At 70.9% G+C, this 25616-nt stretch carries 22 protein-coding genes, 2 pseudogenes and 1 CRISPR repeat array; of the genes and pseudogenes, 15 read left to right on the forward strand and 9 right to left on the reverse strand.

Annotation, left to right across the window (positions count from 1 at the left end; genetic code table 11):
• Positions 1-361: 361 nt before the first annotated feature.
• A CRISPR array of direct repeats spans positions 362-511; the repeat unit is 28 nt; unit sequence GGTCCATCCCCGCGTGTGCGGGTTCGAC.
• Between the two features lie 1286 nt (positions 512-1797).
• Both ACFVIM_RS02165 and ACFVIM_RS02170 read left to right on the forward strand, forming a co-directional pair.
• A pseudogene (locus ACFVIM_RS02165) lies at positions 1798-1941 on the forward strand (transposase); the annotation flags it as partial.
• 663 nt (positions 1942-2604) lie between these two features.
• Positions 2605-4395, forward strand: a complete 1791-nt coding sequence (locus ACFVIM_RS02170; RefSeq protein ID WP_384297394.1) for an ATP-binding cassette domain-containing protein — start codon at positions 2605-2607, stop codon at positions 4393-4395.
• Here ACFVIM_RS02170 and ACFVIM_RS02175 read toward each other — a convergent pair.
• Entirely contained in the window at positions 4300-5055 is a 756-nt protein-coding gene (locus ACFVIM_RS02175; protein WP_384297396.1) for an adenosylcobinamide amidohydrolase, read from the reverse strand. The genes ACFVIM_RS02170 and ACFVIM_RS02175 overlap by 96 nt on opposite strands.
• A 122-nt stretch (positions 5056-5177) precedes the next feature.
• Between ACFVIM_RS02175 and ACFVIM_RS02180 the strand changes: the two genes are divergently transcribed.
• The 9 genes from ACFVIM_RS02180 (at position 5178) to ACFVIM_RS02220 (ending at position 13559) form a co-directional block, all read left to right on the forward strand.
• Positions 5178-6035, forward strand: coding sequence for a phytanoyl-CoA dioxygenase family protein (locus ACFVIM_RS02180; RefSeq protein ID WP_384297397.1), 858 nt, complete (start codon positions 5178-5180; stop codon positions 6033-6035).
• Between the two features lie 60 nt (positions 6036-6095).
• Positions 6096-7109, forward strand: coding sequence for an SAM-dependent methyltransferase (locus ACFVIM_RS02185; RefSeq protein WP_384297398.1), 1014 nt, complete (start codon positions 6096-6098; stop codon positions 7107-7109).
• 6 nt (positions 7110-7115) lie between these two features.
• A complete protein-coding gene (locus tag ACFVIM_RS02190) occupies positions 7116-8204 on the forward strand; it encodes a phytanoyl-CoA dioxygenase family protein (RefSeq protein WP_384297400.1) in 1089 nt (362 codons plus the stop codon).
• 155 nt (positions 8205-8359) lie between these two features.
• Entirely contained in the window at positions 8360-8833 is a 474-nt protein-coding gene (locus ACFVIM_RS02195; RefSeq protein WP_384297401.1) for a hypothetical protein, read from the forward strand.
• A 17-nt stretch (positions 8834-8850) separates the two neighbouring features.
• The gene (locus tag ACFVIM_RS02200; RefSeq protein WP_384297402.1) at positions 8851-10038 is read left to right on the forward strand and encodes an ABC transporter substrate-binding protein; all 1188 of its coding nucleotides are present in this window, start codon (positions 8851-8853) and stop codon (positions 10036-10038) included.
• A 9-nt stretch (positions 10039-10047) separates the two neighbouring features.
• Positions 10048-11148: an iron chelate uptake ABC transporter family permease subunit gene (locus tag ACFVIM_RS02205; RefSeq protein ID WP_384297404.1), complete on the forward strand. Its 1101-nt coding sequence runs from the start codon at positions 10048-10050 to the stop codon at positions 11146-11148.
• Positions 11145-12251, forward strand: coding sequence for an ABC transporter ATP-binding protein (locus tag ACFVIM_RS02210; protein ID WP_384297405.1), 1107 nt, complete (start codon positions 11145-11147; stop codon positions 12249-12251). Before ACFVIM_RS02205 ends, ACFVIM_RS02210 begins: the two co-directional genes overlap by 4 nt.
• A gap of 100 nt (positions 12252-12351) precedes the next feature.
• Complete coding sequence (locus ACFVIM_RS02215; RefSeq protein WP_384297406.1) at positions 12352-12972, forward strand: hypothetical protein; 621 nt, start codon at positions 12352-12354, stop codon at positions 12970-12972.
• Positions 12973-13142: 170 nt separating this feature from the next.
• On the forward strand, positions 13143-13559 hold the full coding sequence (locus ACFVIM_RS02220; protein ID WP_384297442.1) for a GNAT family N-acetyltransferase: 417 nt from the start codon (positions 13143-13145) through the stop codon (positions 13557-13559).
• A gap of 443 nt (positions 13560-14002) precedes the next feature.
• On the opposite strand, the gene ACFVIM_RS02225 is transcribed toward ACFVIM_RS02220, so the two are convergent.
• Together ACFVIM_RS02225 and ACFVIM_RS02230 are read right to left on the reverse strand one after the other, a co-directional pair.
• Positions 14003-14116 carry a winged helix-turn-helix domain-containing protein gene (locus ACFVIM_RS02225; RefSeq protein WP_384297443.1) on the reverse strand — a complete coding sequence of 38 codons (114 nt, stop codon included), beginning with the start codon at positions 14114-14116 and terminating at the stop codon, positions 14003-14005.
• A gap of 97 nt (positions 14117-14213) precedes the next feature.
• Entirely contained in the window at positions 14214-14333 is a 120-nt protein-coding gene (locus tag ACFVIM_RS02230) for a hypothetical protein (RefSeq protein ID WP_384297408.1), read from the reverse strand.
• Between the two features lie 351 nt (positions 14334-14684).
• Between ACFVIM_RS02230 and ACFVIM_RS02235 the strand changes: the two genes are divergently transcribed.
• The 3 genes from ACFVIM_RS02235 (at position 14685) to ACFVIM_RS02245 (ending at position 16871) form a co-directional block, all read left to right on the forward strand.
• The gene (locus ACFVIM_RS02235) at positions 14685-15101 is read left to right on the forward strand and encodes a hypothetical protein (protein WP_384297409.1); all 417 of its coding nucleotides are present in this window, start codon (positions 14685-14687) and stop codon (positions 15099-15101) included.
• Between the two features lie 103 nt (positions 15102-15204).
• Positions 15205-16512 carry an MFS transporter gene (locus ACFVIM_RS02240; RefSeq protein WP_384297410.1) on the forward strand — a complete coding sequence of 436 codons (1308 nt, stop codon included), beginning with the start codon at positions 15205-15207 and terminating at the stop codon, positions 16510-16512.
• Between the two features lie 215 nt (positions 16513-16727).
• On the forward strand, positions 16728-16871 hold the full coding sequence (locus ACFVIM_RS02245; protein WP_384297412.1) for a hypothetical protein: 144 nt from the start codon (positions 16728-16730) through the stop codon (positions 16869-16871).
• A gap of 14 nt (positions 16872-16885) precedes the next feature.
• Here the strand turns inward: ACFVIM_RS02245 and ACFVIM_RS02250 are convergent, their stop codons facing one another.
• A complete protein-coding gene (locus ACFVIM_RS02250) occupies positions 16886-17839 on the reverse strand; it encodes an IS481 family transposase (RefSeq protein ID WP_384297414.1) in 954 nt (317 codons plus the stop codon).
• 117 nt (positions 17840-17956) lie between these two features.
• Between ACFVIM_RS02250 and ACFVIM_RS02255 the strand changes: the two genes are divergently transcribed.
• Positions 17957-18853 (forward strand): aldo/keto reductase, encoded by an 897-nt coding sequence (locus ACFVIM_RS02255; protein ID WP_384297444.1) that lies wholly within the window; start codon positions 17957-17959, stop codon positions 18851-18853.
• A 245-nt stretch (positions 18854-19098) separates the two neighbouring features.
• On the opposite strand, the pseudogene ACFVIM_RS02260 reads toward ACFVIM_RS02255, so the two are convergent.
• From ACFVIM_RS02260 to ACFVIM_RS02280, 5 genes and pseudogenes are all read right to left on the reverse strand, one after another.
• Positions 19099-19245, reverse strand: a pseudogene (locus ACFVIM_RS02260) (AAA family ATPase); the annotation flags it as partial.
• 372 nt (positions 19246-19617) lie between these two features.
• A complete protein-coding gene (locus ACFVIM_RS02265) occupies positions 19618-20037 on the reverse strand; it encodes a DoxX family protein (protein WP_384297416.1) in 420 nt (139 codons plus the stop codon).
• Positions 20038-20338: 301 nt separating this feature from the next.
• Entirely contained in the window at positions 20339-21178 is an 840-nt protein-coding gene (locus tag ACFVIM_RS02270) for an SAM-dependent methyltransferase (protein ID WP_384297418.1), read from the reverse strand.
• Between the two features lie 150 nt (positions 21179-21328).
• Positions 21329-24073 (reverse strand): aminotransferase class III-fold pyridoxal phosphate-dependent enzyme, encoded by a 2745-nt coding sequence (locus ACFVIM_RS02275; protein WP_384297420.1) that lies wholly within the window; start codon positions 24071-24073, stop codon positions 21329-21331.
• Positions 24070-25614 (reverse strand): cytochrome P450, encoded by a 1545-nt coding sequence (locus ACFVIM_RS02280; protein ID WP_384297421.1) that lies wholly within the window; start codon positions 25612-25614, stop codon positions 24070-24072. Before ACFVIM_RS02280 ends, ACFVIM_RS02275 begins: the two co-directional genes overlap by 4 nt.
• Between the last annotated feature and the right edge of the window lie 2 nt (positions 25615-25616).

The raw sequence follows: 25616 nt of genomic DNA on the forward strand, positions 1-25616 counted from the left end.
AGCCCGGGATCCGGGCTCGGCGCGACGAGGTGGGCGCGACGGGGTGGGCGACATCGGCCCGGCAGCGGTACTCGACACGGCCCCCGCCTTCGTCAGACCCGACGCGTCGTCCGGAGTGCTATCGGGTTCGGGTGACGCGCGACGACTTCGACGGGTCGGTCCAGCGGTCCAGAACGCTACCCTCAACACCCACCGCCCCTCCGCGGCGCACAGACGCGTCCGTTTCCTCCGGAGCTCTGTCCGCCCCAGTCGTCCAGGGTGCCGGCGCAGCCTTATAACACCGCAGCATTACATGGGGAATCCAGCACGAGCAGGTATTCAGGGGCCATATCGAAATTACGATCAGCGCATCGCCGTCATAGGTCCATCCCCGCGTGTGCGGGTTCGACCGCGGGTCGTGGGCCTTCAGCCCGGAGGGTCCGGGTCCATCCCCGCGTGTGCGGGTTCGACTGGCCGGTCACGGAGCAGGAGGCGCGGGAGAAGGGTCCATCCCCGCGTGTGCGGGTTCGACACTTGCTGACCTGGGGTTCTACCGGCTGGTAACACGTTTTTGCTTTAGTTGCTTTCAGGTCTTCACGGTCCTCATGTCCTCGATGGCCTGACGCTTCCTCACGCTACCGGTCCGGCTGCCGTCCGGCCCCAGGCCGGGCTCCCCAGGAGAGCCTTGCTCGGTTCCTCCGCCCTCGCGGAGCCCACCCGACCGCGCCTCTCGATCGACTCCTTGCACTCCGGTCCACCTTCCGCTCGCGGAACCCACGTTTCCCTCTCGCGCGGTGCGGCGGTCATCTCCGGGCTACCTCCGCGCCCGCGGAGCCCACCACGGCGACCAGCTCTTGTCGGCGCTGTCGGACGGAACACCTCCGCTCGCGCGGAGAGCACGCCAGCGGCGGCGGGTTGTGCGGCGGGCGCTCCGGAACACCTCCGCTCGCGCGGAGAGCACGCGGACCCGGCGGACCATCGCAAGGTCCTCATCGGAACACCTCCGCTCGCGCGGAGAGCACCCTTTCTGACCTGCTGCTTCAAAGGCGCTTTGCCGTTTCTTGACCTGTAGTGAGTGTCACGTGTTCATCGTGGCAGACCTGCCGAGGCCCTGGTGCCGGTACTGCCTCCTCGGCCTGAGCGGACCTCGCCTTCGGGCCCTCGGACCCTCAGCAAGCGCACCAACGGCCGTCCACCTCTGGTCCTGAGCGCCATCCCGGTCCAGGAGTACAGCCAGCCTCCTGCCCGGCGAGGCCTCCCTGGTCTGCCCTGACTGCCGGACCTGGATACCCATCACCAGCCCCCACAGCACCAGCCCGAAGCTGGCGCCCCACCACACCCGGCGCGCCGGGTCCGCCGACCCGCTCCGCCGCCCTGGCAGCAACCAGCTCATCACCCTCGACGTGGATGCCGACGCGTGGCGCGACCGGCTCTTGGCCGCCGATGCCACCGCGGCCTACCGCCGCCCGGCTCGTCGGCCCGAACGACCGCGAGCCGTGAGACCGGTACCGCCCCGGCTGGTACAGCCCGGACCCGGCGACCCAGTGGACCGCCTGCATCCACGAGTAGCCGTCCAGCGCGACCCGGCCCGCCGCCGACGACAGCCCCTGCGACGCCTCCGGCTCCCACAGATCCGGCAGCAGAACAACGTCATCAACCACCGGCTCCGGCGCCGGAGCGACCGGGTCCGCCAGCACCGCGGCCACATCCGCCCTGGCCATCACAGGGCCACCGCCTTGCGCGCACGAGAGGGGAACCGGTGCCCGGCCCAGTCGTCGTGATGGGCATGGCACCGAAGAAAGACCCTGCGGTCCGCCGCGCCCGCACCTCGCCTGCCCGGCCCGTGCACCGAAACCCTCGAAACCAGGCCGCGGACGGCCACCCGGTTCGAAGAACCGACGGGCCGCCACTCGCTACGACGTGGGCAAGACCGTGAAACGAGCAGAAAGCATCACCGAATGAAACCGATTTGGACCATAAAGGGCAAGCTCATCCCAGCCCCCTCATGACGCCACCCCAAACCGGAAATCTCAGTAGCCGTTCCATTTGCCCGCTCGCCAACGCGGGCTCGGTGTCCGGAGCCTTGGCCTTCACCTCCCCTGATCAGGGCCTCGTCGCCGACCGGCACGGCTCCCGCACCGCCCTCTCCTGGGCGGTCTGCCTGCAGAGCCTGTTCTTCAGCGTGTTGATCGTGCTGGTGGCCGCATCGGCGTGGCCGGGGCTACTGATTCCGGCCGATTTCCGCGCCGGCTCCGCGACCCCGACCGCGGATGCGGTATCCAGCGGGCGGCGCCGTCGGAAGCTTCTTGTACGGGGCTGCTTCGGCTGCCCGGTACGAGCTCCGCGCAGCTCGCCGTGGCCCTGGGGTTGTACGGCATCGGCATCCTGACGCGGGGGCTCGGCCCCCCTCCCCGCACGCCTCACCGGGCACCTGGTCACCGGCTCGTACCGGGAAGTCCGCACGGCCCTGTACGACCACGGCGACTACACGGCCCTGGGAGAAGTCCCCTGCCCCCGACCCCGCGCGGCGCCTTCGGGCACCCCCTCAAGCTCCACGCCGCCCCGTCCGGCGCCCGGGTCTGGATCCCGGCGCTGTGGGCGCGGCCTGAGGAGATCCTGCTCCGCATGAACCACGTCATCAAAACCGAGCGTCTTACACGGGAGTTCGGCGGGCGCCGGGCCGTCGACGAGCTGGACATCGAGGTGAAGCCCGGAGAGGTCTTCGGCCTCCTCGGGCCCAACGGCGCCGGAAAGACGACCACGATCAGGATCCTCACCACTCTGCTGTCCCCCAGCGGCGGCCGGGCCCTGGTGTGCGGGTTCGACGTCTCCCGCGACGCGGCCGAAGTACGCCGACGCATCGGCTACGTCTCCCAGGAGAAGGGCGTACGCCACCTCCTCACGGCCCGTGAGAGCATCGAGATCGAGGCGGACCTGCACCACGTCCCGCGCCGGGAGCGGGAACGCCGGGTGTCCGAGGTCCTGGAGGTGGTCGGCCTGCGGCCCGAGGCGGACCGCCAGGTCGCGGAGTTCTCCGGCGGCATGCTCAAGCGCCTCGACCTCGCCTGCGGGCTGCTCCAGCAGCCCCAGGTGCTGATCCTGGACGAACCCACCCTCGGGCTCGACGTACAGTCCCGGCACCGCATCTGGGAGCACGTGTCCCACTTGCGCGGCCAGGGCGTATCCGTGCTGCTCACCACCAACTACCTGGACGAGGCCGACCGCCTGTGCGACCGCATCGCCATCATCGACGCCGGCCGCCAGGTGGTCGGCGGCGCGCCGGACGACTTGAAGCGCGGCGTCGGGGCCGAGGTGCTGCACGTGGTCACGGACGACGTGCCGGGGCTCCGCTCCCTCGTCCACGGCCGCGGCTGGGTCCACCGCTTCCTGGAGCCGGACCCGCGCACCGTGCACCTCCACGTCGACGACGCCATGGCGGCCCTGGCGTTCGTGGCGGGCGCGGGCCGCGAACACGGTGTGGTCATCGACCGGATCGGTTACCAGCGGCCCACGCTGGACGACGTCTTCCTGCTGCACACCGGCCACGGGGTGGACACCGCGGAGCAGGAGCGGCACCCGGCGCCCGCGCGGCGGCCGCTGCCGACCGCGTCCGCGCATCTGAGCGCCCAAAGCCGACTCGGCGGCCATCGGCAGGAGACGGCCGCGCTCCTGCGCCGCTGGTACCTGCAGTTACGCAGGGAGCGCCTCAACCTCCTGTTCACCCTGCTCCAGCCGGCGATCTGGCTGGTCTTCTTTGGCAGTTCGCTGCGGGGTGCGGTGGACCCCGGGGCGGTCGCCAACGCGGACTACATCGTCTTCATGCTGCCGGGCGTGATCGCGTTCACCGCGGTCGGCCTCGGGGTGAGTGGCGCCGTGCCTCTGCTGTGGGACAAGGAGACCGGGTATCTCGGACGGCTGCTGAGCATGCCGCTGGCCCGCGGTTCCATCGTGGTCAGCCGGATCCTCTTCCAGATGGCGCTGGGCACCGTGCAGGCGGCGCTTATCCTGCTGGTGGCCCTGGCGCTGGGAGCGCGCTCTGCCGCACACATCGGTGACGCGCTGCTCGTTCTGGTCGCCGTTATGCTGCTCACCGCCGCGCTCACGGCTGCCTTTATCGCCCTGGCGTACACCTCGTCCAGCCATACGACGTTCTTCGCGATCAGCGGTTTCGCGTCATTTCCGCTGCTGTTCGCGAGCAACGCGTTCGTGGAGCTGGACGCCATGCCGCGGTGGCTCGCTGCGGTCGCCCGGCTCAATCCGCTGACGTACGCGATCGAGGTGATCCGCGGTCTGGTCCTGCAGGGCTGGCGGGCCGGGCTGTCATGGCCGCTGCTCGTGCTGGCCCTCTTCGCCGTCGTCTGCCTGGTCGCGGCCGGGCGGCAGGTCCCGGCCCGCTCGGGCCGCGGCCTGCGCTGAGGCTTCCGTCCTGCCGTCCGGGTGGCGCGCGCGCCAGGACAGGGCGCCTTGCAGCACCGTACGGTGTACGGCGCGGGCGAGCCGGGCGCCCCACACGGAACGCGGGCCGCAGAAGGGTTCGCGGGCCGTGCGGCCCGTGGCGTGCGGCGCCGCCAGGCACACGGCGTCCGACGCTGTCCCAGTGCCGGCGAAACCCGCCTCCAGCAGCGCCTGGCTCTTCGCCTCGGTCGCCGTCATCACCGCGTTGACCAGCGCGGCGTCGTCCAGGGGCACTGGCAGTGCCGCCACGATGTTCACGGTACCGGGCCGCGGCGCGGCCGCCGGAAGCCGCTGGTGGTGGTTCACGGCCCAGGTCGGCACGCTCAGCCCCACGGTGGCCATCGCCCGCACGCCCTGCTCGTCGGCGCGGGTGTAGTGGCGTACGGCGGCGGCCGTGAGCATGCCGACCCCCGGGCCCTCCAGGCCGCAGGGGTCGGCGAGTTCGCGCAGGTGCGCGGCGGGGTCGGTGCGCGCGTAGGAGACCGGGACCTGGGCGTTGATCACCCAGGTGCGGCGGCCGAGACCGCCGCCGAGGGCGCCGGAGGAGAGCATGCGCCAACCCGGCCCGGCGCGCCACAGGAGTAGCGGGGCGTCCGCGGCTCCCCGTAACTCGATCTCCATGGCCGATTCCCTTCCCCGATGACCATTTCGAGCCGACTTCGACGCGGCTCTCCCCTGCCCACTGCACGTCCTGATACGGTCCTCGCTGCTACGGCATAGCAGGTGTCGGAAGGAAGAGCCACATGGCTCACACGAGGGACCTTCACTTGGCCAAGCAACTGGCCGACGACGGATTCTGCCTTATCAGCAATGTGGTACCGGATGACCTGACCGCACGTCTGCGGGACTTGGCCCAGCGGAAGCTGCACTCCGAGACCTCCGCCCACTTCCAGCGTTACGCCCACCACGGAAGTCTGATTCCGGTCCGGCTGGAGGACGATCCGCACACGGATCTGTTGACTTCTCCCGCGCTCCAGGACGCTTTCCGGCTGCTCGGTTTCACCGACCCGCGCTGGATCAGCGGGTACGTCATCACCAAGCCGCCCCGCTCACCCGGCCTGTGGTGGCACCAGGACTGGTGGGCCTGGGACCACGAGCTCAGCTTCGCCGAGCGACCGCCCCAGATCTTCTGCATGCTCTACCTGCAGCGCACTCGCAGGGAGAACGGCGCGCTGCGGGTGGTGCCCGGCAGCCATCGCACATGGCATCCGCTGCACGACGCCCTCCCCGAGCCGCACACGGTCGACATCGAGAACCAGCCACCGGACACCGTGTCCCATCTGCCCGTACCCGATGAGATCACCGTCGACGCAGAGGCCGGCGACCTGATCATCGGGGACGTACGCGTGCTCCACGCCACCCACCCCAACGCCACCAACACGGCGCGCACCGCCGTCGACCTGCTCTTCGCCCCTCACTTCCGGGACCTCCCCGAGGAGTTCAGGGCGCACTACGTACGGCAGTTCTGCCTGCCCGAGGCCGGCTGGTGGCAGCGGCCCGGGCACGCCCTGCGGGGCACCCCGGTCAGCCGCGTGCTGCCGACCTACGAAGGCCCGGACCACCCGCCGGTGACATACCGCCGGCTCCCACGTCGGCGGTGACGTATGTGCCGCACGGCCCCGGTCACCGCATCAACTCCGGCCACAGACGAGGAAGCGCCCGTGCACCGCAGCGACAGACTCCCCCGTGCGGCCGACGGTGGCGACCGCACGATCGACGAGTCCCTCGCCGTACGGGACGACGGGCACTACACCTGGGACATTGTCGGTGCCGGCCGGGGCCTGCCCGGTGGCGGGCTGCACATCTACCTGACGGGCGATCTGCTGCATCCACCGATGGTCCCTGATCCGGCGATCTGGTCGGACGGACGGCGGTGGCGGGACGGCGCGGCCCTGCACACCCGGCAGATCGCCGAGCTGGCCGGACTCACCGAGGGGGAACGCGTGCTGGACGTCGGCGGCGGCCTCGGCGGTCCGGCGCGGCTCCTGGCCCGGGAGCACGGGGTGCGCGTGACCTCGGTGACCAACTCCGCGGCGCACGCCGCAACCAGCCGCAGGCTCAACAGGACCCGGCCCATGGGCGAGGGCAGCGTCACCGTCGTGCTCGGGGACTGCCAGCGATCCGTGCCGGGCGGCCCCTTCTCCGCCGCGGTCAGCATCAACATGCTCTACCAGGTCCAGGACCACCGGGCGTTGTTCCAGCAGGTGTTCTCCAGTCTGGAGCCGGGCGGCCGGTTCGTGATCGACGACTGGCTGCTGACACCGCTTGCCACCCAGGAGGACGTGGCCGATCTGGTGACCCACTTCCATTTCCCGCACTTCGCCCGCACCAACACCGTCGAGGCCGACCTGATGGCGGTGGGATTCCTGCCCGCCCACACCTCGCTCGACTTCGGCGACGTGGCCCGCGGTCCGATGGCCGACCACTTCGAGCGCCAGATGTGGGAGTACTTCGCTCCCCAAGTGATCTCCGACTGGCCCGGTGATCCGATACGCACACCGGGCAGGCCCGCCTACGGGGAGCTGATGGTCAAGGAGTTCGTCGACGCGGTCAACACCACCCTCCAGCTCTACGCACGCCGGCGCATGACGTACCGGCGCATCCTCGTCCGCAGACCCGAGCTCCGTGAGCTGGGCCCCGAATTTTCGTCCGGCACTTCACCTCTTCGAGGATGACGTCCCATGGACATCCGCGCGTTCACCGACTCCAGTCGCCTGCTGCGCGACAGGGCCGCGCTGACCCGCCGACTGGCTACGGACGGCTACGTCTTCCTGCCGGGCTTCCTGCCCGCGCGCCGCATCGCCGCCGTGCGCGACGCGGTTCTGGCCCTGGCCCGCGAGGCGGGCTGGTTGCTGCCCGGCGATCCCGGGGATCCGCACCCCCTCACGAATCCCGCCGCCGCGGTATGGCCGCCCGACCCCCGCTACGCCCGTGTGCACCGCCAGATGTGGAGCTGCCGCGCCCTGCATGCGCTGCTGCACGCCCCCGCCCTGCTCACGCTGCTGGAGAGCCTGCTCGGCGGGCAGGTGCTCGTCCACCCCCGCAAGGTGCTGCGCGTCGTCCACCCCCGATCGCACGGAGCCCCGCCCGAGAGCGGATGGCACCAGGACCACCCGGGCGTCCAGGGTTCCCCCCGTACTCTGACGGTGTGGACCCCGCTGACTCCCGTCACCGCGGATTCGGGGAGCCTGTGCGTCCTCCCCGCTTCACACGGTCACGGACAGCTTCCCCTGCGTCTGAGCAACGAGGCCGTCGTCGGTTGGGAGGCCGATGTGCGGCCGTCCTCCTGCCTCGGCGGCCCCCTGGCCCCCGGCGACATCCTGGTGCTCGGCACCTTCACCGTGCACCGGGGCACCCCCAACATCAGTCGAAGCCTGCGGATCTCGGCCGACTGCCGCTACCAGCCGCTCAACGAGCCGATCAACGAAGGCTGTGTCGAACTCCTCGGCGAGCCGTACACCTGGGACGAGGTCTACCGCACCTGGCCGCGCGGCGCCGACGACCCCCTGGCGTACTACTGGAAACACCAGCCGGTCAGGGCCGTCCCCTACGACGCGGCGCCCGACGACCTGCGCGACCAGCAGGCCCTGGCCGCCGGACGGGCAGGTGACAGGGGCGCGCTGCGCGCGCTGCGGATCACCGCGCGGCACAGCACCGATCCACAGACGGCAGCCGAGGCCCGAGCCCTGTGCCGCGCCCTGGGTACCCCGCCCACCCCGGCCCACGGTTGTGCACCGGCGCACCTTCCTCACCACGAGGAACACAGCTAAGGGCGTGAACCGGCCAGTGTCCGTACTTCGGTGGCGACCCACGCCCCGTCTCGGAACACTGGGCAGAACGCGCACACGCCTGTCGTGCGCACACACCGGCCCCGGTGGGTGCCCGCCCGACGTGCGTACCGCTGCCCTACAGAGGAGGCACCCGCATGCTGACGTCGCAAGCCGAACTGGTCTGGCAGGGACGGATCCACCTCGGTGACGAACCGGGGGTCTACGCCGACGCGGCGTACTCGGGACTCTCGACGGAACTGCCGTTGACCCTGGAGCGCATCAACCCCGCCGGCCCCCACGCCACCACCCTCGTCATCGCCACCGACGACCTGCGGACCTTCCAGGGCTACCCGGGCCACCTCGTCGAGGTGTTCCTCTTCGTCCCGGACCCGACCGGCCCCACCCACTGGAACCGCACCACGCTGACCACCGCGCGGCTCACCGGCAGCGGCGACCGGCACGAAATCCCCCTCGACCTCACCAGCCAGGGCTCGCCGCTCCGCATCAGCGTCCGTGTCAGCGTCGACACCACCGTCCCGCCCGGCCTGTACGACGACTTCGTGCTGCGCCGCCTGTCCAACAAGGCCGTCGACTTCACCTATGTGGCCTCCTTCGGCTTCCGCGCATGACACGGCCGCGTCCTCCCGTGTCCTTGGCCCTGCTCACGGCCCTGCTGCTGACCCTGGCAGCCTGCGGCTCGAACTCCCCCGGCCCCCGGGACGAGGCCAAGGACCGCGTCCAGGGCTGCGCCGCCCCCTTCTCGTCCGGCCGGGACTACTTCCCGGACAAGTCCACAGTCCGGCACGCGAAGAATTTCACCATCCGCTACGAGAAGAGCTATCAGGTACTCACCGTCAAGGAGCCCTACCCGAAGGGCAAACCGGAGTCGTACGTCCTGGTGCGCTGCGGCGCACCCGATCCGAAGCTCACCGGCGACCTCGCCCGCGCCCAGCGGATCACCGTCCCCGTCAAGAGCCTCTACTCCGGTTCCACCACGCAACTGTCGCTGCTCACCGAGTCCGGAAGCCTCGGTGTGCTCACCGGGGTGGCCAGTACCAAGTACGTGGTCTCCGCCGACGTACGCCAACGCATCGCGGCAAAGAAGGTGGCCGAGTACGCGCCGAACGGCACGATCAACACCGAGAAGGTCATCGCGGCCCGGCCCGACGCCGTGATGACCGCGGGCATGGACGACCCGCAGCACGCCAAGCTGCGCAGGGCGGGCATCGGGGTCGTCGCCAACGCGGAGTGGCTCGAACCCACCCCTCTGGGTCGAGCTGAGTGGATCAAAGCCGTGGCCGCCCTGACCGGTACGGAGAAGCGCGCGGGCAAGGTGTTCCACGATGTGGAGCGGGCCTATCAACGCGCGGCGGCGAACGCTGCCACGGCGTCCCCGCCCACCCCCGTCCTGCTCGGCACGTTGTATCAGGGAGCCTGGACACTGGCTGCGGGCGGCTCGTACTTCGGTCAGATGGTCACGACGGCCGGCGGTAGCTACCCCTGGCAGGGCGACGGCAGCACCGGCAGTCTGCGGCTCAGCTTCGAAACCGTCTACGCCAGGGCCGGCAGCGCCCGGACGTGGCTGGTCGACCAGACGTGGAAGTCGACGGCCGACGCGGTCAAGGCCGACCGTCGCCACGCCCGGCTCGCCGCCGTCAGCAGCGGCGAGGTCTGGTCCAACACCAAGGCCCTCGGACCCGACGGCGGCAACGACTTCTACGAGAGCGGAGTCCTCAGGCCCGACCTGGTGCTGGCAGACCTGGTCGCCATCCTGCACCCGGAGCTCGCTTCGGACCACCGCTTCGTCTACTACACCCAGGTGCCCCGGAAGTAGGGGCAGCGGATGCGGACCGGCACTTTGCGCACGGCCCGCGAGCCCGGCGTCCCTGCCGCCACGCCGGGCCGCCGCCGCCGCGCGCTGGTCCTGGCGGGCTTCGCCCTGGCCAGCGCCGTACTGTTCGTCCTCACCATCGCCCTCGGGCCGCAGCGCGTCCCCCTCGACGACGTGCTGCGCATCCTGCTGGGACAACCCGCGCAGGACCCGCGCTGGACCGTCATCGTCGAGGAGCTGCGGCTGCCGCGCGCCTTGACGGCGGCGGCAGCAGGCGCGGCGCTCGCCGTGGCCGGGGTGCAGATGCAGACACTCTTCCGCAATCCCCTGGCCGACCCGTACTCACTGGGCGTGAGCTCCGGCGCGAGCATGGGCGTCGCCGCGGTGGTCGCCGGCAGCGGCGGCGCGGCGGGCTCCTTCGCCGGTGGCCTCGCGGGACTGGGGCGCATCGGCCTGGTGCTCGCCTCGGCGGCTGGGGCGGGCGCCGTCCTGGCACTGGTCCTCGTGCTGTCGCTGCGGACACGCTCCGCCGCCACCCTGCTGCTCATCGGCGTCATGATCGGTTCGATGGCCACCTCGCTGGTCAGCGTAGCGCTGGTTTTCGCCAGGCCGGAGCACGCTCAGCAGTTCCTGCTGTGGGGACTGGGCACCTTCGACGCCACCACCTGGCCCGACCTGGTTGTGATGCTTCCCGTGCTCGCCGTGGGACTGGCGCTGGCCCTGCTGACGACGAAACGACTCAACGCCCTGCTCCTCGGCGAGGACTACGCACGCACGATGGGGCTCAACGCGCGGAGCAGCCGCCACCTCTCACTGCTCGGGACCACCATCCTCGCGGGCGGCGCCACCGCCTTCTGCGGCCCGGTGGCCTTCATCGGCCTGGCCGTGGCCCATCTGACCCGGATCGCCCTGGGCACCTCGGACCACCGCGTCATGGTGCCCACCGCGCTGTTCGCGGGGGCGGCCACCGCTTTGGCCTGCACGATGCTCAGCCATCTGCCCGGCGTGGAGACCGCCCTTCCCCTCAATGCCATCACCTCGTTGTTCGGCGCACCCGTCGTGGTGGCCCTCCTGGTCCGAAGCCGGCGCGCCATGCGAGGGATGGAACTGTGACCGACCGCGTCCAGAAGGCATTCCGCCGTGCGCCGGGCCCGGTGCGGGGAGCCGACCTCGCAGCGGGAGGGCCCGCCGCGTCCACACGCGGCGGGCTGGCCGTCCACACGCTCGCCATCGGGCACGTCACCCGCAGGGCATGGGGGCGCCCGGCTGGCCGCCGGATCCTCGACGGCCTGGACCTGCTGGCGCGCCCCGGGGAGCTGACCGTTCTCCTAGGCCCCAACGGAGCGGGCAAGTCCACCTTGCTGCGCACCTTGTGCGGACTGCTGAGACCTTTGGAGGGGAGCGTCCGCGTCGACGGCTTGGACGTGCACACCACTCCCCCGGCCGCGTTGGCGCGGCGGCTCGCCATCGTCCTCACGGGCAGGCTCGACCCGGGGTTGTTGTCGGCGCGGGAACTGGTCGCGCTCGGCCGCCACCCCCACACGGGTATGACCGGCCGCCTCACGGCGGCCGATCGCACCGCGGTCGCATGGGCGCTGGAGGCCGTCGCCGCGACGGAGTTGGCGGACCGTCCGGTCGGCGAGCTGTCCGACGGCGAGCGCCAGCGGGTCCTGATCGCGCGCGCCCTCGCCCAGGAGCCGCGCGTCATCCTGCTCGACGAGCCCACGGCCTTCCTGGACGCCCCGTCCCGCGCTGCCCTCACTGCTCTGCTGCACGATCTGGCCCGCCAGCAGGGCCTCACGGTGGTCGCCAGCACGCACGACCTCGAGCTTGCGCTGCGCATCGCCGACGTGGTGTGGCTGATCGACCGGCAGTCCCGGCTGCACGCAGGTGCGCCAGAGGACGTGATGCGCAGCGGGGCCCTGACCGCCGCGTTCGACACCGAGCACCTGGCCTTCAACCCGGTCACGGCGACGTTCGGCCTACGGCGCGCTACCCGGGGCGCGGTGAGAGCCGACGTGCCGGCGCACCTGCTCCCGCTGCTGGAACGCGCCCTGGCACGGGAGGGCTTGACGATCATCCAGGGATCCGGGGCCGAGGAGTCCGTGATCGTGGCCGACAGCGACGACACGCTTCTCCTGCGCCAAGGGCACGGCGTCGTGCGCGCCCGCACCTTCGAGGAGCTGGCGCGGGTGGTGCGCCGGGGGATCCAGTAGAGCCGGGGGCGACGGCGGCGCGGGGCAGGCCCCGGGTGCGGCGTTGGGGCGCGAGCGCAACCCTGTCGATGTTCCTGGAGCCCGAAGCCACCGAGAAGCGTTGTCATGCCTCGTCCTGGATCCCCGGGTCGCGGCTGGATCTGCGGCGGCGGAGTCGCCTCCGGTTGCCGCGCCGCGTACCACCGCGGCGGCGAAGAAGGCGCTGCCCACCCTGAAGATCCCGGGGGCCCAGGAGGCGCTGCGGAACGTGGACGGCGGTGAGAGTCTGTGCACCAGCATGGACGCCACGAACCCGCTCCCGCTCCCGGACTTCTGCCCCCACCTCCTGCACTCGGGCATGTCGACCCTGACGAGGGAAACGGCACCGGCGGAGGGGAAGCGGCAGATCATCTCCGTCATGACGCTGGCGCTGCGCGATGTCCCTTCCGCCCGCGCGGCGTACCGGCAGATGGGCGACGAGCCTCGGTCACAGTTCCCCACCGTGTCCGTGCCACCGGCGCTGGGGGATGAGCGAGTGCGGTTCCAGGGCCCTGACGGCGACGGCATGACGAGGGACGCCCTGGTGATCAGGACGGGCACCGTCGTGATCACGCTCGACGCCAGTGGCGTGGTCGAGCCGGCGACGACGGCGCGCCTGCCCGAGTACGGCGCCACCGCCGTCGCCACCGCACAGCGGGCTCAAGCCGACGTCCTCGCCGCGAAGGAAACCGCCACGAGCTGACGCAAACGCCACCCCGGACTCGGGTGCTCATCTCCGCCCGGCCCGGGTGCGCATCACCTCGATGCCATGACCTCCGACTCCCAGCCCTGTCTCAGCGCTGCACTTGTGGACGTGGGGCCAATGCGTGAGGAGGATCCGGCTACCTATACGCCGCCGCCCGCGGCCCACTCATCTGGGAGCAACATCCGGCACGCGACCGTCATGAATGGGGTGAGTTCACGCGCTTCTTCGGGGAGGCGCTCGGCTCCCGGGGCGCGCTCGTGGTGGTTGACAGGAGGGACGGTCGGTTGATCGGTTCCTCGCGGTACCACGGGTACGGTGCCGGGCAGGATGAGGCCGAGATCGGCTGGACCTTTCTCGCCCGGTCGTACTGGGACGGGGCGTACAAGAGCGAGCTGAAGCGGCTGATGATCCGGCATGGCCTCCCGTTCGTCGGCACGGTCGTGTTCCTCGCGGGGGCCCGACAACGTCCGGTCCCAGCGGGCCGTCGAGCCGATCGGCGGCCGCCTCAGCGGCACGCGGACAGGGGTGGCGGTGCGGACAGTCTCCTCTACCAGATCGAATCCCCCACCTGGGCCCCGCCATAGAGTCCCCGTCCCCCTTGATCCGGCGCGGCTACTGAGATTTTCGGTGTGGGGTGGCGTCATGAGGGGGCTGGGATGAGTCCGGTCTCGGCGATGAAGCCGTCCAGCAGATCAGGTTTGTACTGGATCCGTTTCAAGCGGGTGCGGGCCAGTGCATCGAGTTCGTCGAGACTGTGGCTTTATTCACGAGTCGTGGTTCTGGCTCTCCTTCTCCCGAAACCCCTTCCTCTCGCCCTTACGGCCGTGGTGGACCAGCATCGGGAAGATGAGCCGGGTGCGCCGTCCGGGCCTGCGGCACACCAGGACGGCGAGTGGGATGCGCCCCGAGCCTGCAGCCCGGACGGTGACGCGGGGCGGGTGACCGTGCCGGGGCCAGGTCCGTGCTCTCGGCGGCCGGATCACCTGCCCCGACTTGTCCGCGAAGCACAGCCACGCATCCTGGTCCCTCACTGTCTTTCCACGCTCGGCCAGGTCTTCCCGACCCGGGTGGCCACCGCGTTCTCGTCGCGCTCGGCGGCCCGACGCTGCGGGACCTGCACGCTCCAGCCCGTCTGGTGCAGGAGACGCCAGGTCTGCGCCGGGCTGAAGCGGACGGTTGGTGATGTTGCTGGAGGCGGTGACCAGGATCGCCCGGTCCTCGTCGAGCATTCTCTGGGCCTAGGGCTGGGTGTCGGCGAGAGAGCGGATGAGGAAGACGAGCTTGTGGTGCTCGGCGGCCAGGCGAGCCTGCATTTTGGCTCCTGAGGTGCGTGCGACCTCAATGACGACGCTGCCCAAGTTGGTGCCGGAGGTGACGACGTTACGGCGGGTGAAGGTGTACTTCGCCGGGCCTGGTGGGCCAGAACTAGCTCAGCAGCGTCCCGCCCGCGCCCAGGACGGCCTTCGCGAGCGGACGGTTCTCGGCCGGGTAGACGGGGGGCGGGTCAGAGTTTCTTCCAACCGGAGTTGGCCCATCAGGATGACTCGTTTGCTGTGTTCCCAACTCCACGGTTTCCGACAAGCATGACACCGCGAAACACTCGCCTTTCGGTGCCTAGAACCGGCACCCGTCGATTGGGGCTCACCTTGACCACATCGGTGCAAGCGACAGCTCGGACAGCCGCAGCGAAGAACTCCGACCCATGCGCCATGTACTCCTGGACGCCGGAGGTGCACGACTTCTACGGCGACCCCGAGGCCATCCTTAACAAGATGGACGGCCTGGACATGGATCTCTCGAATCGCCGGATATTTGTCCTTCTCACGGAGAGTGAGAGCTCCGCGGAAATCCGCTTCTTCGAGCAGGCCGAAGAAGGCTCTTACAAGGTCTCCACCTGGTCGGGCGGCTCGCTCGACGGCATGGGCGGCCGGATCTCTGAGGTCATCCTCGCCAACAAAGGCGTTATGTGCGTTGGCGAACAGACCCGTGCCACCCTCGCCCCCCTCGGTATGACCTCGCAGGGGACCGTGCCAGCGCCTGCCAACCACCGGGCCGCCTTCGCCCACACCGTGCGCGCCCACGGCAAAGAGACCTTCACCCGCGCCACCTGTGCCCTGCTCTGTTGACCGGGCTGTTCGCCAGAGCCGATGACCGCCTCCGGACGTTCAGAGGCGGTCATCTCCGTATAAACGTCCGTGGCGCGAGGCGCCGTTCAAGGAGGCGCCCAAGGTGAGCAGGAAGCCATCGAGATCCGGGCAAGGTGACTTCACGGGCCTGTGGACCAGCTATACCCTGAGCAGCCTGGCCGACGGCCTGATCGTCATCATGCTTCCGCTGCTGGCCCTCACCTTGACCTCGTCCCCCGGTCTGGTGGCCGGGCTGAAATGGGCGCAGACCATGCCGTATGTGCTCTTTACCCTGCTGATCGGAGTCTATGTCGACCGGGTAGACCGGGGTCGGCTGATCCTGTTGGCCCATCTGACGCGGGTGTTCGCGCTAGGGCTGCTGGCGCTCGCCGTAGCTGGGGATGTGGCCTCGCTCACAACCCTGTACGCAGTGGCCTTCCTGCTGGCGACGGCGGAACTGGTGGCGGACCTCGGGACCACCGCCGTACTGCCCGCGGTCGTGTCGCAGAACCGGCTGGACGGGGCCAACTCCCGTCTGGAGAGCACCCGCTCGGCTCTGAACGAATTCGTCGGCCCCCCGCTGGGAGGTCTGCTCATCGCGGCCGGGGCCGTCACCGCCACCCTGAGCGCGGCGGGCGTCTATCTCCTCGCGGCGGGGGCCCTGATGCTGCTCTTCCGGGGCCGCTACGACCCCCGGCGGCGGGTCGGCGAAAGCCCGGTGGAGAATCGCCCTCTACGCGAAGAACTCGTCGAGGGCCTGCGGTTTCTGCGCCGCCACCGGTTGCTGAGGAACCTCGCCGTCATGGTCTGTGTGATGGCGGGCGCCTGGAGCGCCTGGAGCGCGGTCCTCGTGCTGTACGCGGTCTCCCCTGGGCCGATGGGGCTGAGCGGCACCGGGTACGGCCTGCTGCTGACCGCCCTCGCGCTCGGCGGCGTCGTGGGCTCGCTCAGCGCTGGTCACGTCCGGCGCGCCCTGGGGACCCGCAATCTTCTGGCCGTGGATGTGGCCACCGGAGTGGTCATGCTCGGAACTCCGGCACTCACCTCCGAAGTGTGGCTCATCGGCCCGGCCACGTTTCTGGGTGGGTTCGGCGGCGGCCTGTGGAATGTCACCGTGGTTACCCTGCGCCAGCAGCTGATCCCCGATGAACTGCTCGGCCGGGTCTCCAGCGCGAGCCGTCTGATCGCCTGGGGTGGCATGCCCCTGGGGGCCGTCATGGCCGGATTACTGGCACAAACCGCCGGTGCACGCCCGGTCTTCGCCCTCGCCTCACTGGCCTGTGCCCTGCTGCTGATCCCCTTCCTCCGTGTCATCCGCGAGGACACCATCCGAGATGCCCTGGCGGCACGTGCCTCGGACAGGGACGCTGAGCGCACAGGTGACGGCCAGGACACTGGGAAGAGCGGGTAATGGAGCCTGACGCTGCCGGGGATCTTCAAAACCTCCTGATCTGAGCAGCGCCCAGACATCGCCGAAGCGTTCCTGGTGCTCGGCGGTCTCCAGCTCCGCCAAGTACACACCCTGCCTCTTGTCGGGCTTCTGCACGAGGGCTCCCGGGGCCGTGACGTGGGAGTGGGCCGGGAAGCGGTCCTGTCCGTCCAGGGTGGCCGCTTGGTGGCTTCCCTGTGGCTTTCCAGGAGTTTGATCTGTTTCCGGACCCACTGCTCAGCGGCGTCGCGGGTCTGGCGCAGCACGGGCGCGGTCGTGCCGCGGCGGAGCTGGGCGTCGCATTCCTTGATCAGTTTCTGGGTGCTGATGATGTCCTGTGAACGGCGCGCGCTCGCTAGTTGTATTGCCCTGTGAGGTTGGGGACGCGGCTGGCGGGTGGTTTGCCTGCGAGTGCGGTGTGTCCGCGGTGGTGATTGTAGGTGTGCAGCCATTGCGGGAACGCTGCCCGTCGTTCGGTCTCCGAGTGGTAGGGGCGGGCGTAGGCCCATTCCTCCAGCAGGGTGCGGTTCAGGCGTTCGACTTTGCCGTTGGTCTGGGGGCGGTAGGGCCGGGTTCGCTTGTGGGTGATCCCGGCTGCTGCGAGGGTGTCGCGCCAGGCGTGGGACTTGTAGCAGGCTCCGTTGTCGGTCAGGACGCGTTCGACGGTGATGCCCGCCTGGGTGAAGAACGCCTGGGCGCGGGTCCAGAAGGCGGTGGCGGTGTCCTTCTTCTCGTCGGTGAGGATTTCGCTGTAGGCGAGGCGGGAGTGGTCGTCGACGGCGGTGTGGATGTAGCTGTAGCCGGCTCCGGAGCGGGTTCGTCGGCCTGTTTGGCGGCCGAGGGCCTTGTGGCCGCCGCCGTCGGGGATGTTGCCGAGTTTCTTGATGTCGACGTGGATCAGTTCGCCTGGGCGGTCGCGTTCGTAGCGGCGTACGGCGTGTCCGGTGGCGCGGTCGAGATGGGTCAGGCGGGCGAGGCGGTAGCGGGTCAGGACCCGGTGGACGGTGGAGGGGACCAGGCCCAGGTGGTGGGCGATGCGGGCGGGGCCCCAGCGGCGCAGGACGCGGACTTTGATGATCCGGCGCTCGGTGTGGTCCGGGGGCCGGGGGGGGCTGTGGTGCGGGCGGGAGGGCCGGTCGCGCATGCCCGCCTCGCCCAGGGCCCGGTAGCGGGCGGCCCACCGCCCGGCGGTGGTGGGCGAGACCTGGAAGCGCTCGGCGGCCCGCCGGAGAGGCCAGCCGTCCTCGACCACACAGCGGGCCAGACGCAGACGTCCGGTCTCGGTCAGAGGTGCATTACGGTGGGGCATGAGGGCCTTCTGTCACTCGGTGTAGACGTCGCAATCCACACCGAACCGGAAGGCCCTCACCCATATCAAGGCACGTCAGCCGAGACCTGCCTCACCCGACCACAACCTCCCGGGGCAATACACCTAGGTGGCAATGTCTTCGGCTGGACCGCCGACAGGTCAGCCACCTTTGACGTCCTCGACGCGTACGCCGCGGCGGGGGGCAATTTCGTCGACACCGCCGACGAATACTCCTTCTGGGTGGAGGGCCATCGAGGCGGTGAATCGGAGAGCCTGATCGGTCAGTGGCTCACCGCGCGTGGCAACCGCTCCGACATCGTCGTCGCCACCAAAGGCGGCGCCCACCCCGACTACCAGGGACTCTCCGCCACCACCATCAAGGCGGCGGCCGAGGCATCACTGAAGCGGCTGAACACCGATCACATCGACCTCTACTACACCCACTACGACGATCCCTCCGTCCCCGTCGAGGAGATCGTCACCGCACTCGACGGCCTGGTGCGCGCGGGGAAGATCCGCGCGGTCGGCGCGTCCAACGTGACGCCCGAACGCCTCCAGGAGTCGCTGGACTTCGCCGACCGCGAGGGCCTGACCCGCTACTCCGTGCTGGAGCCGCAGTACAACCTGGTCTCCCGTGACACCTACGAGGGCCCGCTCCAGGACACCGCCGCCCGGGCCGGTATCGCCGCCGTGCCCTACTTCGGGCTCGCAGCCGGATTCCTCACCGGCAAGTACCGCCCCGGGGCCACCGTGGACAGCACCCGCTCCGGTATGGCGGCGGCTCATCTGGACACCGAACGCGGCCAGCGAGTCCTGGCCGCACTCGACACCGTCGCCGCAGACCACGGCACCGACCTCGCGGCAGTCGCCCTCGCCTGGCTTGCCTCCCGCCCCACGGTCACCGCCCCACTCGCCAGCGCCCGCACCCCCGAACGGCTCCCCGCCCTGCTCGCGATGGCGGACCTGGACCTGACCGGCGAAGACCTCACCCTCCTGACCCAAGCCTCCGCCTGAGCGCAGGACGAACCCCCTGGCCACGAGGTTTGAGGACTCAGCGACGCTCAGAGCAACCCGGGGGATATCGCACAGGTCATCCGGGGGACGGGTGCCCTGCCCCGCCAGCTCGCGGGGGCAGCGAGCTGGCCGAAGAAGGGCGCCTTCGGCGTCTCCTGAGGCGATGACCTTCAGTCACCCCTGACCGGTCGTTCCGGCTCTCGGCCGGGCTGGCTATCGGGCGGCCCCTCCCGTCCGGCGCCCGGTCAGCCGGCCTGGGCTTGTCCGGCCTGAGCCCGTGTGCGGGCAAGCCGGTAGGACTCGGTCCCGGTCTGGATGATCGCGCCGTTGAACGTCGGACGGTCGACAATGGCCGCGCAGAGCCGCAGGTCGGTGAACGTTTTCGTCCATCCGCGCCTGGTCCGCCAGCACCAGGAGCGGCGTAGGTGCTCTTGGGTTACGGCTGTTCGCCATCGAGCTCAGCGGCCCACCGATGTAGCCGAGCCAGCCTCGACCGGAGTGGTTCCCGGTTCCACCCCCGCGCAGGCGGGGACGACTCGTCGAACTTGTCATGGTGCGCCTCCAGTGGGCGGGGCGGGTCCGACTCCGTCGCCTCTGGAGAAAGCCGAGCGGTCGGCGACCCAGGCTCGTGCCGTGTCGGCCGTCGGATGCGGCCGTTCTACACGCTTCTCCCCAGCGGCTCCGGGAGGCCTCGGGGCGCGTGGCTGGGGACGCGCGGGCCGTGAGTCCCCGTGGTGTTCCGCGCGTTGCCGTGGTCCGGGGGCTCAGCGGATGGAGAAGAGCGGACCGGTGATCGTCAGCCCGAGATCATGCCCGGCGTAGGAGAAGAAGGCCAGGAGCATCAGACAGGCGCCGCCCAGCGAGATGGCCTTCCAGAAGTTGATCATCTCCATCTGCCGGGCCTGGCCGTCGCTCTCCTTCCAGAAGGCGTGCATCAGCAGCGCCGTCGGGAAGAGGAAGACGGCGAGGAGCAGCGCCCCCAGATCCGCCCAGATCCCGAGGAGCACACTGATCCCACCCGCCAGCAGGAGCACTCCACTGCCCACGGTGGCGGGCGTGGGGGCGGGAACACCCTTGGCGGCCGCGTAGCCGGACATCGCCTTGGCCTGGGTGAGATGCCCGACGCCGGAGTTGAGGAAGAGGAGCACGAAGAGAATGCGGCCGATGAGGACGAGTACGTCCATGGTGACCTCCCGCACCGGGCCGGAACGACGTCCCGGGACCCGGTGGTCGAACACGGGACCGACCAGATGGTTGAAGACAGGACAGTCGTGACCAGAATACTCCTCACGCCCGGGACCCGCCCCTCGGAGGACCGGCCGAGCACCCCCTTCGCTCCCGTCCCGGCGGCCGCACCGGTCCCTGCTCCGCGGCGCGGCGCCAGCCGTGCCGTCACCGCCCGGGTGTGTGTCGCACGCCCCGCGCCTGGGCTGACCGCCCGCACGACGGGAGGCCCGGACGGGCCGGAGCGCGTTCGGGGTGGGATCACCGGCCGGGGCGCTGGGCGATGAGGAGGGCATAACCGATCTCGGGCAGGGCGCCGAAGCGCGGCAGGGCCTCGGCGGCCAGCAGGAAGGGATCCTCACTGCCCTGCGGTGCCGCCGCCCTGAGGGCCTCGCCGTACGCGGCGTACGTGCGCCGGACCCGCTCCCCGATGTCGGTGAACTCCACCAGATGGAGCCCGGCGTCCCGTACCGCCTCCCGGTACTCCTCCGGGCCGGGCAGCGACGGCGCCTGGAACGCCTCGCACATCGTGGCCACGAAGGCGGCGGTCTCCCCCGTCACCGGGCGCCGCAGCAGCACGTCGGCGACGACCAGCCGGGCGCCGGGCCGCAGGGTCCTGGCGGCACAGGCCAGGGCGCGCCCCCGGTCGGCGATATGCATCAGGCACTCGATCGCCCATCCCCCGTCGAAGACCGCGTCGTTGAAGGGCAGGTCCAGGACGTCCGCGCGGCGGAACTCCACCTGACCGGCGAGGCCGGACTCCTCGGCCCGGGACTGCGCCAGCTCGCTCTCCTGGCGGCTGATGGTGACGCCCGTCACCCGGGCCCCCGTGGCGGCGGCGATCCTCAGCCCGGGACGGCCGGTGCCGCACCCCACGTCCAGGAGATGGCTCCCGGCGCCGGGGGCCAGCCGCCGCGCCACCAGGTCGGTCAGCCGGTCGGCCGCCGTGGGGAGCGGACTGAGGTCGGACTCGCTCTCCCAGTAGCCCGCGTGGATGTTGCCGTCGGCGGCGCCGCCGACGAGGTCCAGGTGGTCGTCGTAGAACTGTCCGGTGTCGGCGGACGCGGGCACGGCGGCGTACGTCCGGGAGAGATCGTTCATGAGGACTCCGTCGTCGGTCAGGAAGGGTGGTGGGTCGGCGAGGGTGGGGCGGGTGGCCGGGTGGTCGGGTGGTCAGGGGCGGGGTCCGTGCGGTGGGCCGGTCGTCCGGGTGCCATGGGCGCGGGGCAGGCGCGGGACGGGGGCGGGGTGTCACCGCGTGAACAGGCCCGCCTCCCGCATCTCCCCCAGGGACCGGTCGAAGGCGGTCACGACCTGCTCCACATCGGTGTCGGTGTGCGCGGTGGAGAGCAGGAAGGCGTGCAGCTCCGGCAGATAGACCCCCTGGGTCCGCATCCAGTAGGCGAGTGCGGCCGTCGCCCGGTAGTCCAGTCCGTGCAGCCGGTCCCGGAAGGTCCGCAGCCGCCGGTGGGTGAAGGCGAGGGCGAAGATGGAGTGGTAGGCGCGCAGCACGAGCGGCACCCCGTGGGCGTCGGCGGCCTGGCGCAGCCCGCGTGCCAGCAGGTCGGTGCGCCGGTCGAGTTCGGTGTAGAGGGCCGGGTGGTCGCGCAGCTGACGCAGGGCGGCGAGCCCGGTGACACAGGTGACGTGATTGCCGCTCATGGTGCCGCCGAGGAAGGCCCGTTCCTCGGCGTCCCTGAAGGGGTCGCCGCTCCCTCGCCCGTACTCGGTCAGCTCGGCGGTGCCGACCACCGCGCCACAGGGCAGGCCGCCGCCGATCGCCTTGCCGAGCACGGTCAGGTCGGGCGCGATGCCGGTGCGCGTCTGGATCCCTCCGTACGCGACCCGGAAGCCGGTGACCACCTCGTCGAAGACGAGCGGGATGCCCAGCTCCGTACAGAGTCCGCGCAGCGCGCGCAGATAGCCGGGGTCGGCTCCTTCGGCGGTGATGGTCATCGGTTCGATCAGGACCCCGGCGATGTCGGCGGCGTGCCCGCGCAGCCGGTCGAGGCTGTGCGGGTCGCCCGCCTGGAGGACCAGGGTGTCGCGGACGACGGCGCCGGAGGTACCCGGGGAGCCCGCGATCGGCTCGGGGGCGTGCGGCGGTCCCGCCACCCGGAACCAGGAGCTGACGGAGACGGGGTCGGCGAAGCCGTGGAAGTGGCCCTCGTGTTTGGCGATGAGCCGGGAGCGGGGGCGGTGGGCCCGGCAGAGCCGGATGGCGTGCAGCGACGCCTCGGTGCCGGAGTTGGCGAGGATCGCCCGCTCGGCCGCGGGGAAGGCGTCGACGAGGAGTTCGGCCAGCTCCACCTCGGCCTCATGACCGATGACGTTGAGGTTGCTGGTGGCGGCGGCGCGGATCAGGGCCTCCCGGACGACGGGGTGCCCCCGGCCCAGAAGCGCGGGTCCGCCGCCGCCGCCGAGGTCGATGTACTCGTTGCCGTCGACGTCGGTCAGCCGGGAGCCGCTGGCCCCGGCGATGAAGAGCGGATAGGGGCTGGGGGAGGCGTAGCGGTCCAGATGGGTCGGGGCGATCAGATGGGCGCGGGCCCGGTCGCGCAGCGCGAGCGAGGTGGGCGTGGTGGCGGCGAAGTGCCGGTCGAACCGCTCCTTCAGCGGGCCCCGCAGGGCAGGCGAGTAACGGTCCGCGAAGCGGCGGGTGTTCGCCCAGATGTCCATCGTGGGGTCGATCTGGGCCATGTACCCCTCGCAGGAGAGCATGGCCAGTTCGCCCTTGGTGTACGCGGTGGTGTAGGCGGCGCCATGGCGGCGCAGCACCTGGTTGACGTCCTGGAAGAAGGCCGCGCCCGACCAGCGGTCGGAGACGGTGTGGAAGTGGTGGACGAAGACGGCGCGCAGCTGGTCGGCGTAGCCGGGGCTGGCCATCGGATCCCCGTCGGCGAGGACGAAGTGGTCGGTGAAGCGGCGCACCGCGAGGTCCCACTCGTGCTGGGTGGCGGCGCGGTTGAAGGAGACCAGCCCCCATGTCTCCGCCGGGGTGTACGAGGCGGTGATGCCGAAGTCGAGCAGGGTGAAGCGGCCGTCCGGGCTGAGCAGGACATTGCCGGGGTGGAGGTCCCCGTGGACGACACCGTCCAGGTAGAGCATGGTCAGGAGGATGTCCTGGAGCCTGCGGGCCAGCTCGGCGCGGTCCAGGTCGACCCGGTGGAAGTCGCCGCCCGGGATCCCCTCCGCGTACTCCATGACGAGCACGCGCTCACCGCTCAGCTCCGGGAAGGCGCGCGGCACGGTGACGAACGGATGGTTCTCGAAGTTCGCGGCGACGGTCGTCATGTTGGCCAGTTCGGTGGTCATGCTGAGCTGGTCGCCCAGCAGCCGGGTCACCTCGGCGACACGGGAGGGCATCCGCAGCGGGCGCAGCGGCGGCAGCAGGGTGTGCGCGGCGCGGACGAGGGCGGTCAGCAGGGCGAGGTGGGTACGGAGGGCCGTGGGGACCCCCCGTTTGACGACCTTCACGGCGACCCGGGTGCCGTCGGGGAGGGTGGCGCGGTGGACCTGGGCGATGGAGGCGCTGGCGACGGGGACCGGGTCGAAGGAGGCGAAGACGTCCGTGAGGGGCCTTCCGTAGTGGCGCCGCAGGGCGCGGGTGACGCCCGCCGGGCCCATGGCCCGGCCCCGGTCCTGGAGGGTGCGCAGTTCGTCGACGGCACCGGGGGGCAGCCAGTCGGAGCGGGTGGCGAGGATCTGCCCGACCTTGATGTACAGCGGTCCGAGCGCCACACAGGCCCGCCGGGCCCAGCGGCCGCGCCGCCGGCCGGGGGCGGACTTCCTCGTGGCGGCGTCCGTGGCATGGGGAATGGGGGTGCCGGGGGCGTCGGGGGCTCGCGGGGCCGGGTCCGGGGCGCTCAGGGCTCGCGGGGCCGGGTCCGGGGCGCTCAGGGCTCGCGGGGCCGGGTCCGGGGGTCCGGGGGTTCGCGCGCTGGTCCGCGCCGGTTCGGGGGACGGCCCCTTCCCGGTGGGGTCGACGGTGGTCATCCGCGCTCCTCCCATGACTCCACTGGCCGCCTCGGCTCCCCTGCTTCCTCCGGCTCCCCTGGCTGACTCGCCTCCCCTGACTCCGACGGCTCCGCTGACTGACTCGGCGCCCCGGACTCCGACGGCTCCGCTGGCTGACTCGGCTCTCTCGGCTCTCCTGGCCCGGCCGCCCGCTCGGCGCGCGGCCAGACACGCAGGGTGACCCCGTCCCCCGGGTGGAGCGTGGTCAGGGGCAGGGGTACGACGGGGGGCTGGCCAGGCGGCCGGGTGAAGCAGTGGCGCTGGGCGATGGTCATCAGCACCAGTTGGAGCTCGGCGAGGGCGAAGTGCTGGCCGATGCAGATCCGCTCACCCGCGCCGAAGGGCATATAGGCATGGCGCTGGCGCTCGGTGAGCCGTCCGGGGGCGAAGCGGTCGGGGTCGAAGACGGCGGGGCGCTCCCAGTAGCCGGGGTGACGGTGGAGCAGATAGGAGTTGATGTAGATGTTGGCCCCGGCGGGGACGCGGTAGCCGCCGACGGTGTCCTCCTCCCGGGCCCTGCGCATGAACTGCCACGCGGGCGAGTACATCCGCAGGGTCTCCTCGACGATCCGGCGGGCGTAGGGGGCCCGGGTCAGGTCCTCGAAGGCCGGCGGGCGTCCGGCGAGGACGGTCTCCAGCTCCTCGTGGAGCCGGGCCTCGATCTCCGGCCGCGCCGCGAGGATGTAGAAGGTCCAGGCCATGGCGTTGGTGGTGGTCTCATAGGCACCGACGACGATATTGAGGACCTCGTGGTGGAGCTGTTCGAGGTCCATGCCCCGGCCGTCGGTCTCATCGACGGCGTTCTTGAGGATCCCGAGGAGGTCGATCCGCTCCCCCGGCGCCTCGGCCCGGTGGACGAAGGCGGAGACACAGTCGTCCATACGGCGGATGGCCCGGCGCAGCCGCAGATGTTCGGGCGTGGGCACCGACAGCGGCGGGAACGGGAACCGGAAGAACCGGCCGAGGATGTCATTGGCCTCGGTGAACGCCGCCGCGAACCGCCGGGCGGTCTCGCCGACCTGGGCGCTGAAGAGCGTACGGGTGACGATGTGGAGCGCCAGTTCGCTGAACTCCTGGCTGAGGTCGGCGCTCTGGCCCGGCGCGAGGGCGTCGGCCCAGCGGTCCAGCATCCGCCGGGTCTCCCCGGTCATGGCATCGGTGAACTGCCGGATCGCGGCGGGCCTGAAGGCGGGCTGCATCATCCGCCGCTGCCGCAGATAGAACGCGCCGCCGGGGTTGGTGATCAGCCCTTGGCGTAGCACCGGGCGGACCAGCCGGTACAGGAGCACCTCCTTGTCGTAGTTGTGCCGGTGACCGACGAGGACCTCGTGGATGTGGTCGGGGTTGTTCAGCACGATGACGGGCGCGCCGAGCAGCCGGAAGCGGAAGATGTCGCCGTGCTCGGCGGCGGCGCGTTCGAGGTAGCGGATCTGGTCGCCCCGGAAGCTGACCCGGTCGGCGCGGAGCCGGGCGGGCCGGACGGTGGGGATCTCCCGGGGTCGCGGGACGGGCGCGGACACGG

Origin of the sequence: Streptomyces sp. NPDC057638 (genome assembly GCF_042800315.1) — a bacterium.
Lineage (GTDB): Bacteria > Actinomycetota > Actinomycetes > Streptomycetales > Streptomycetaceae > Streptomyces.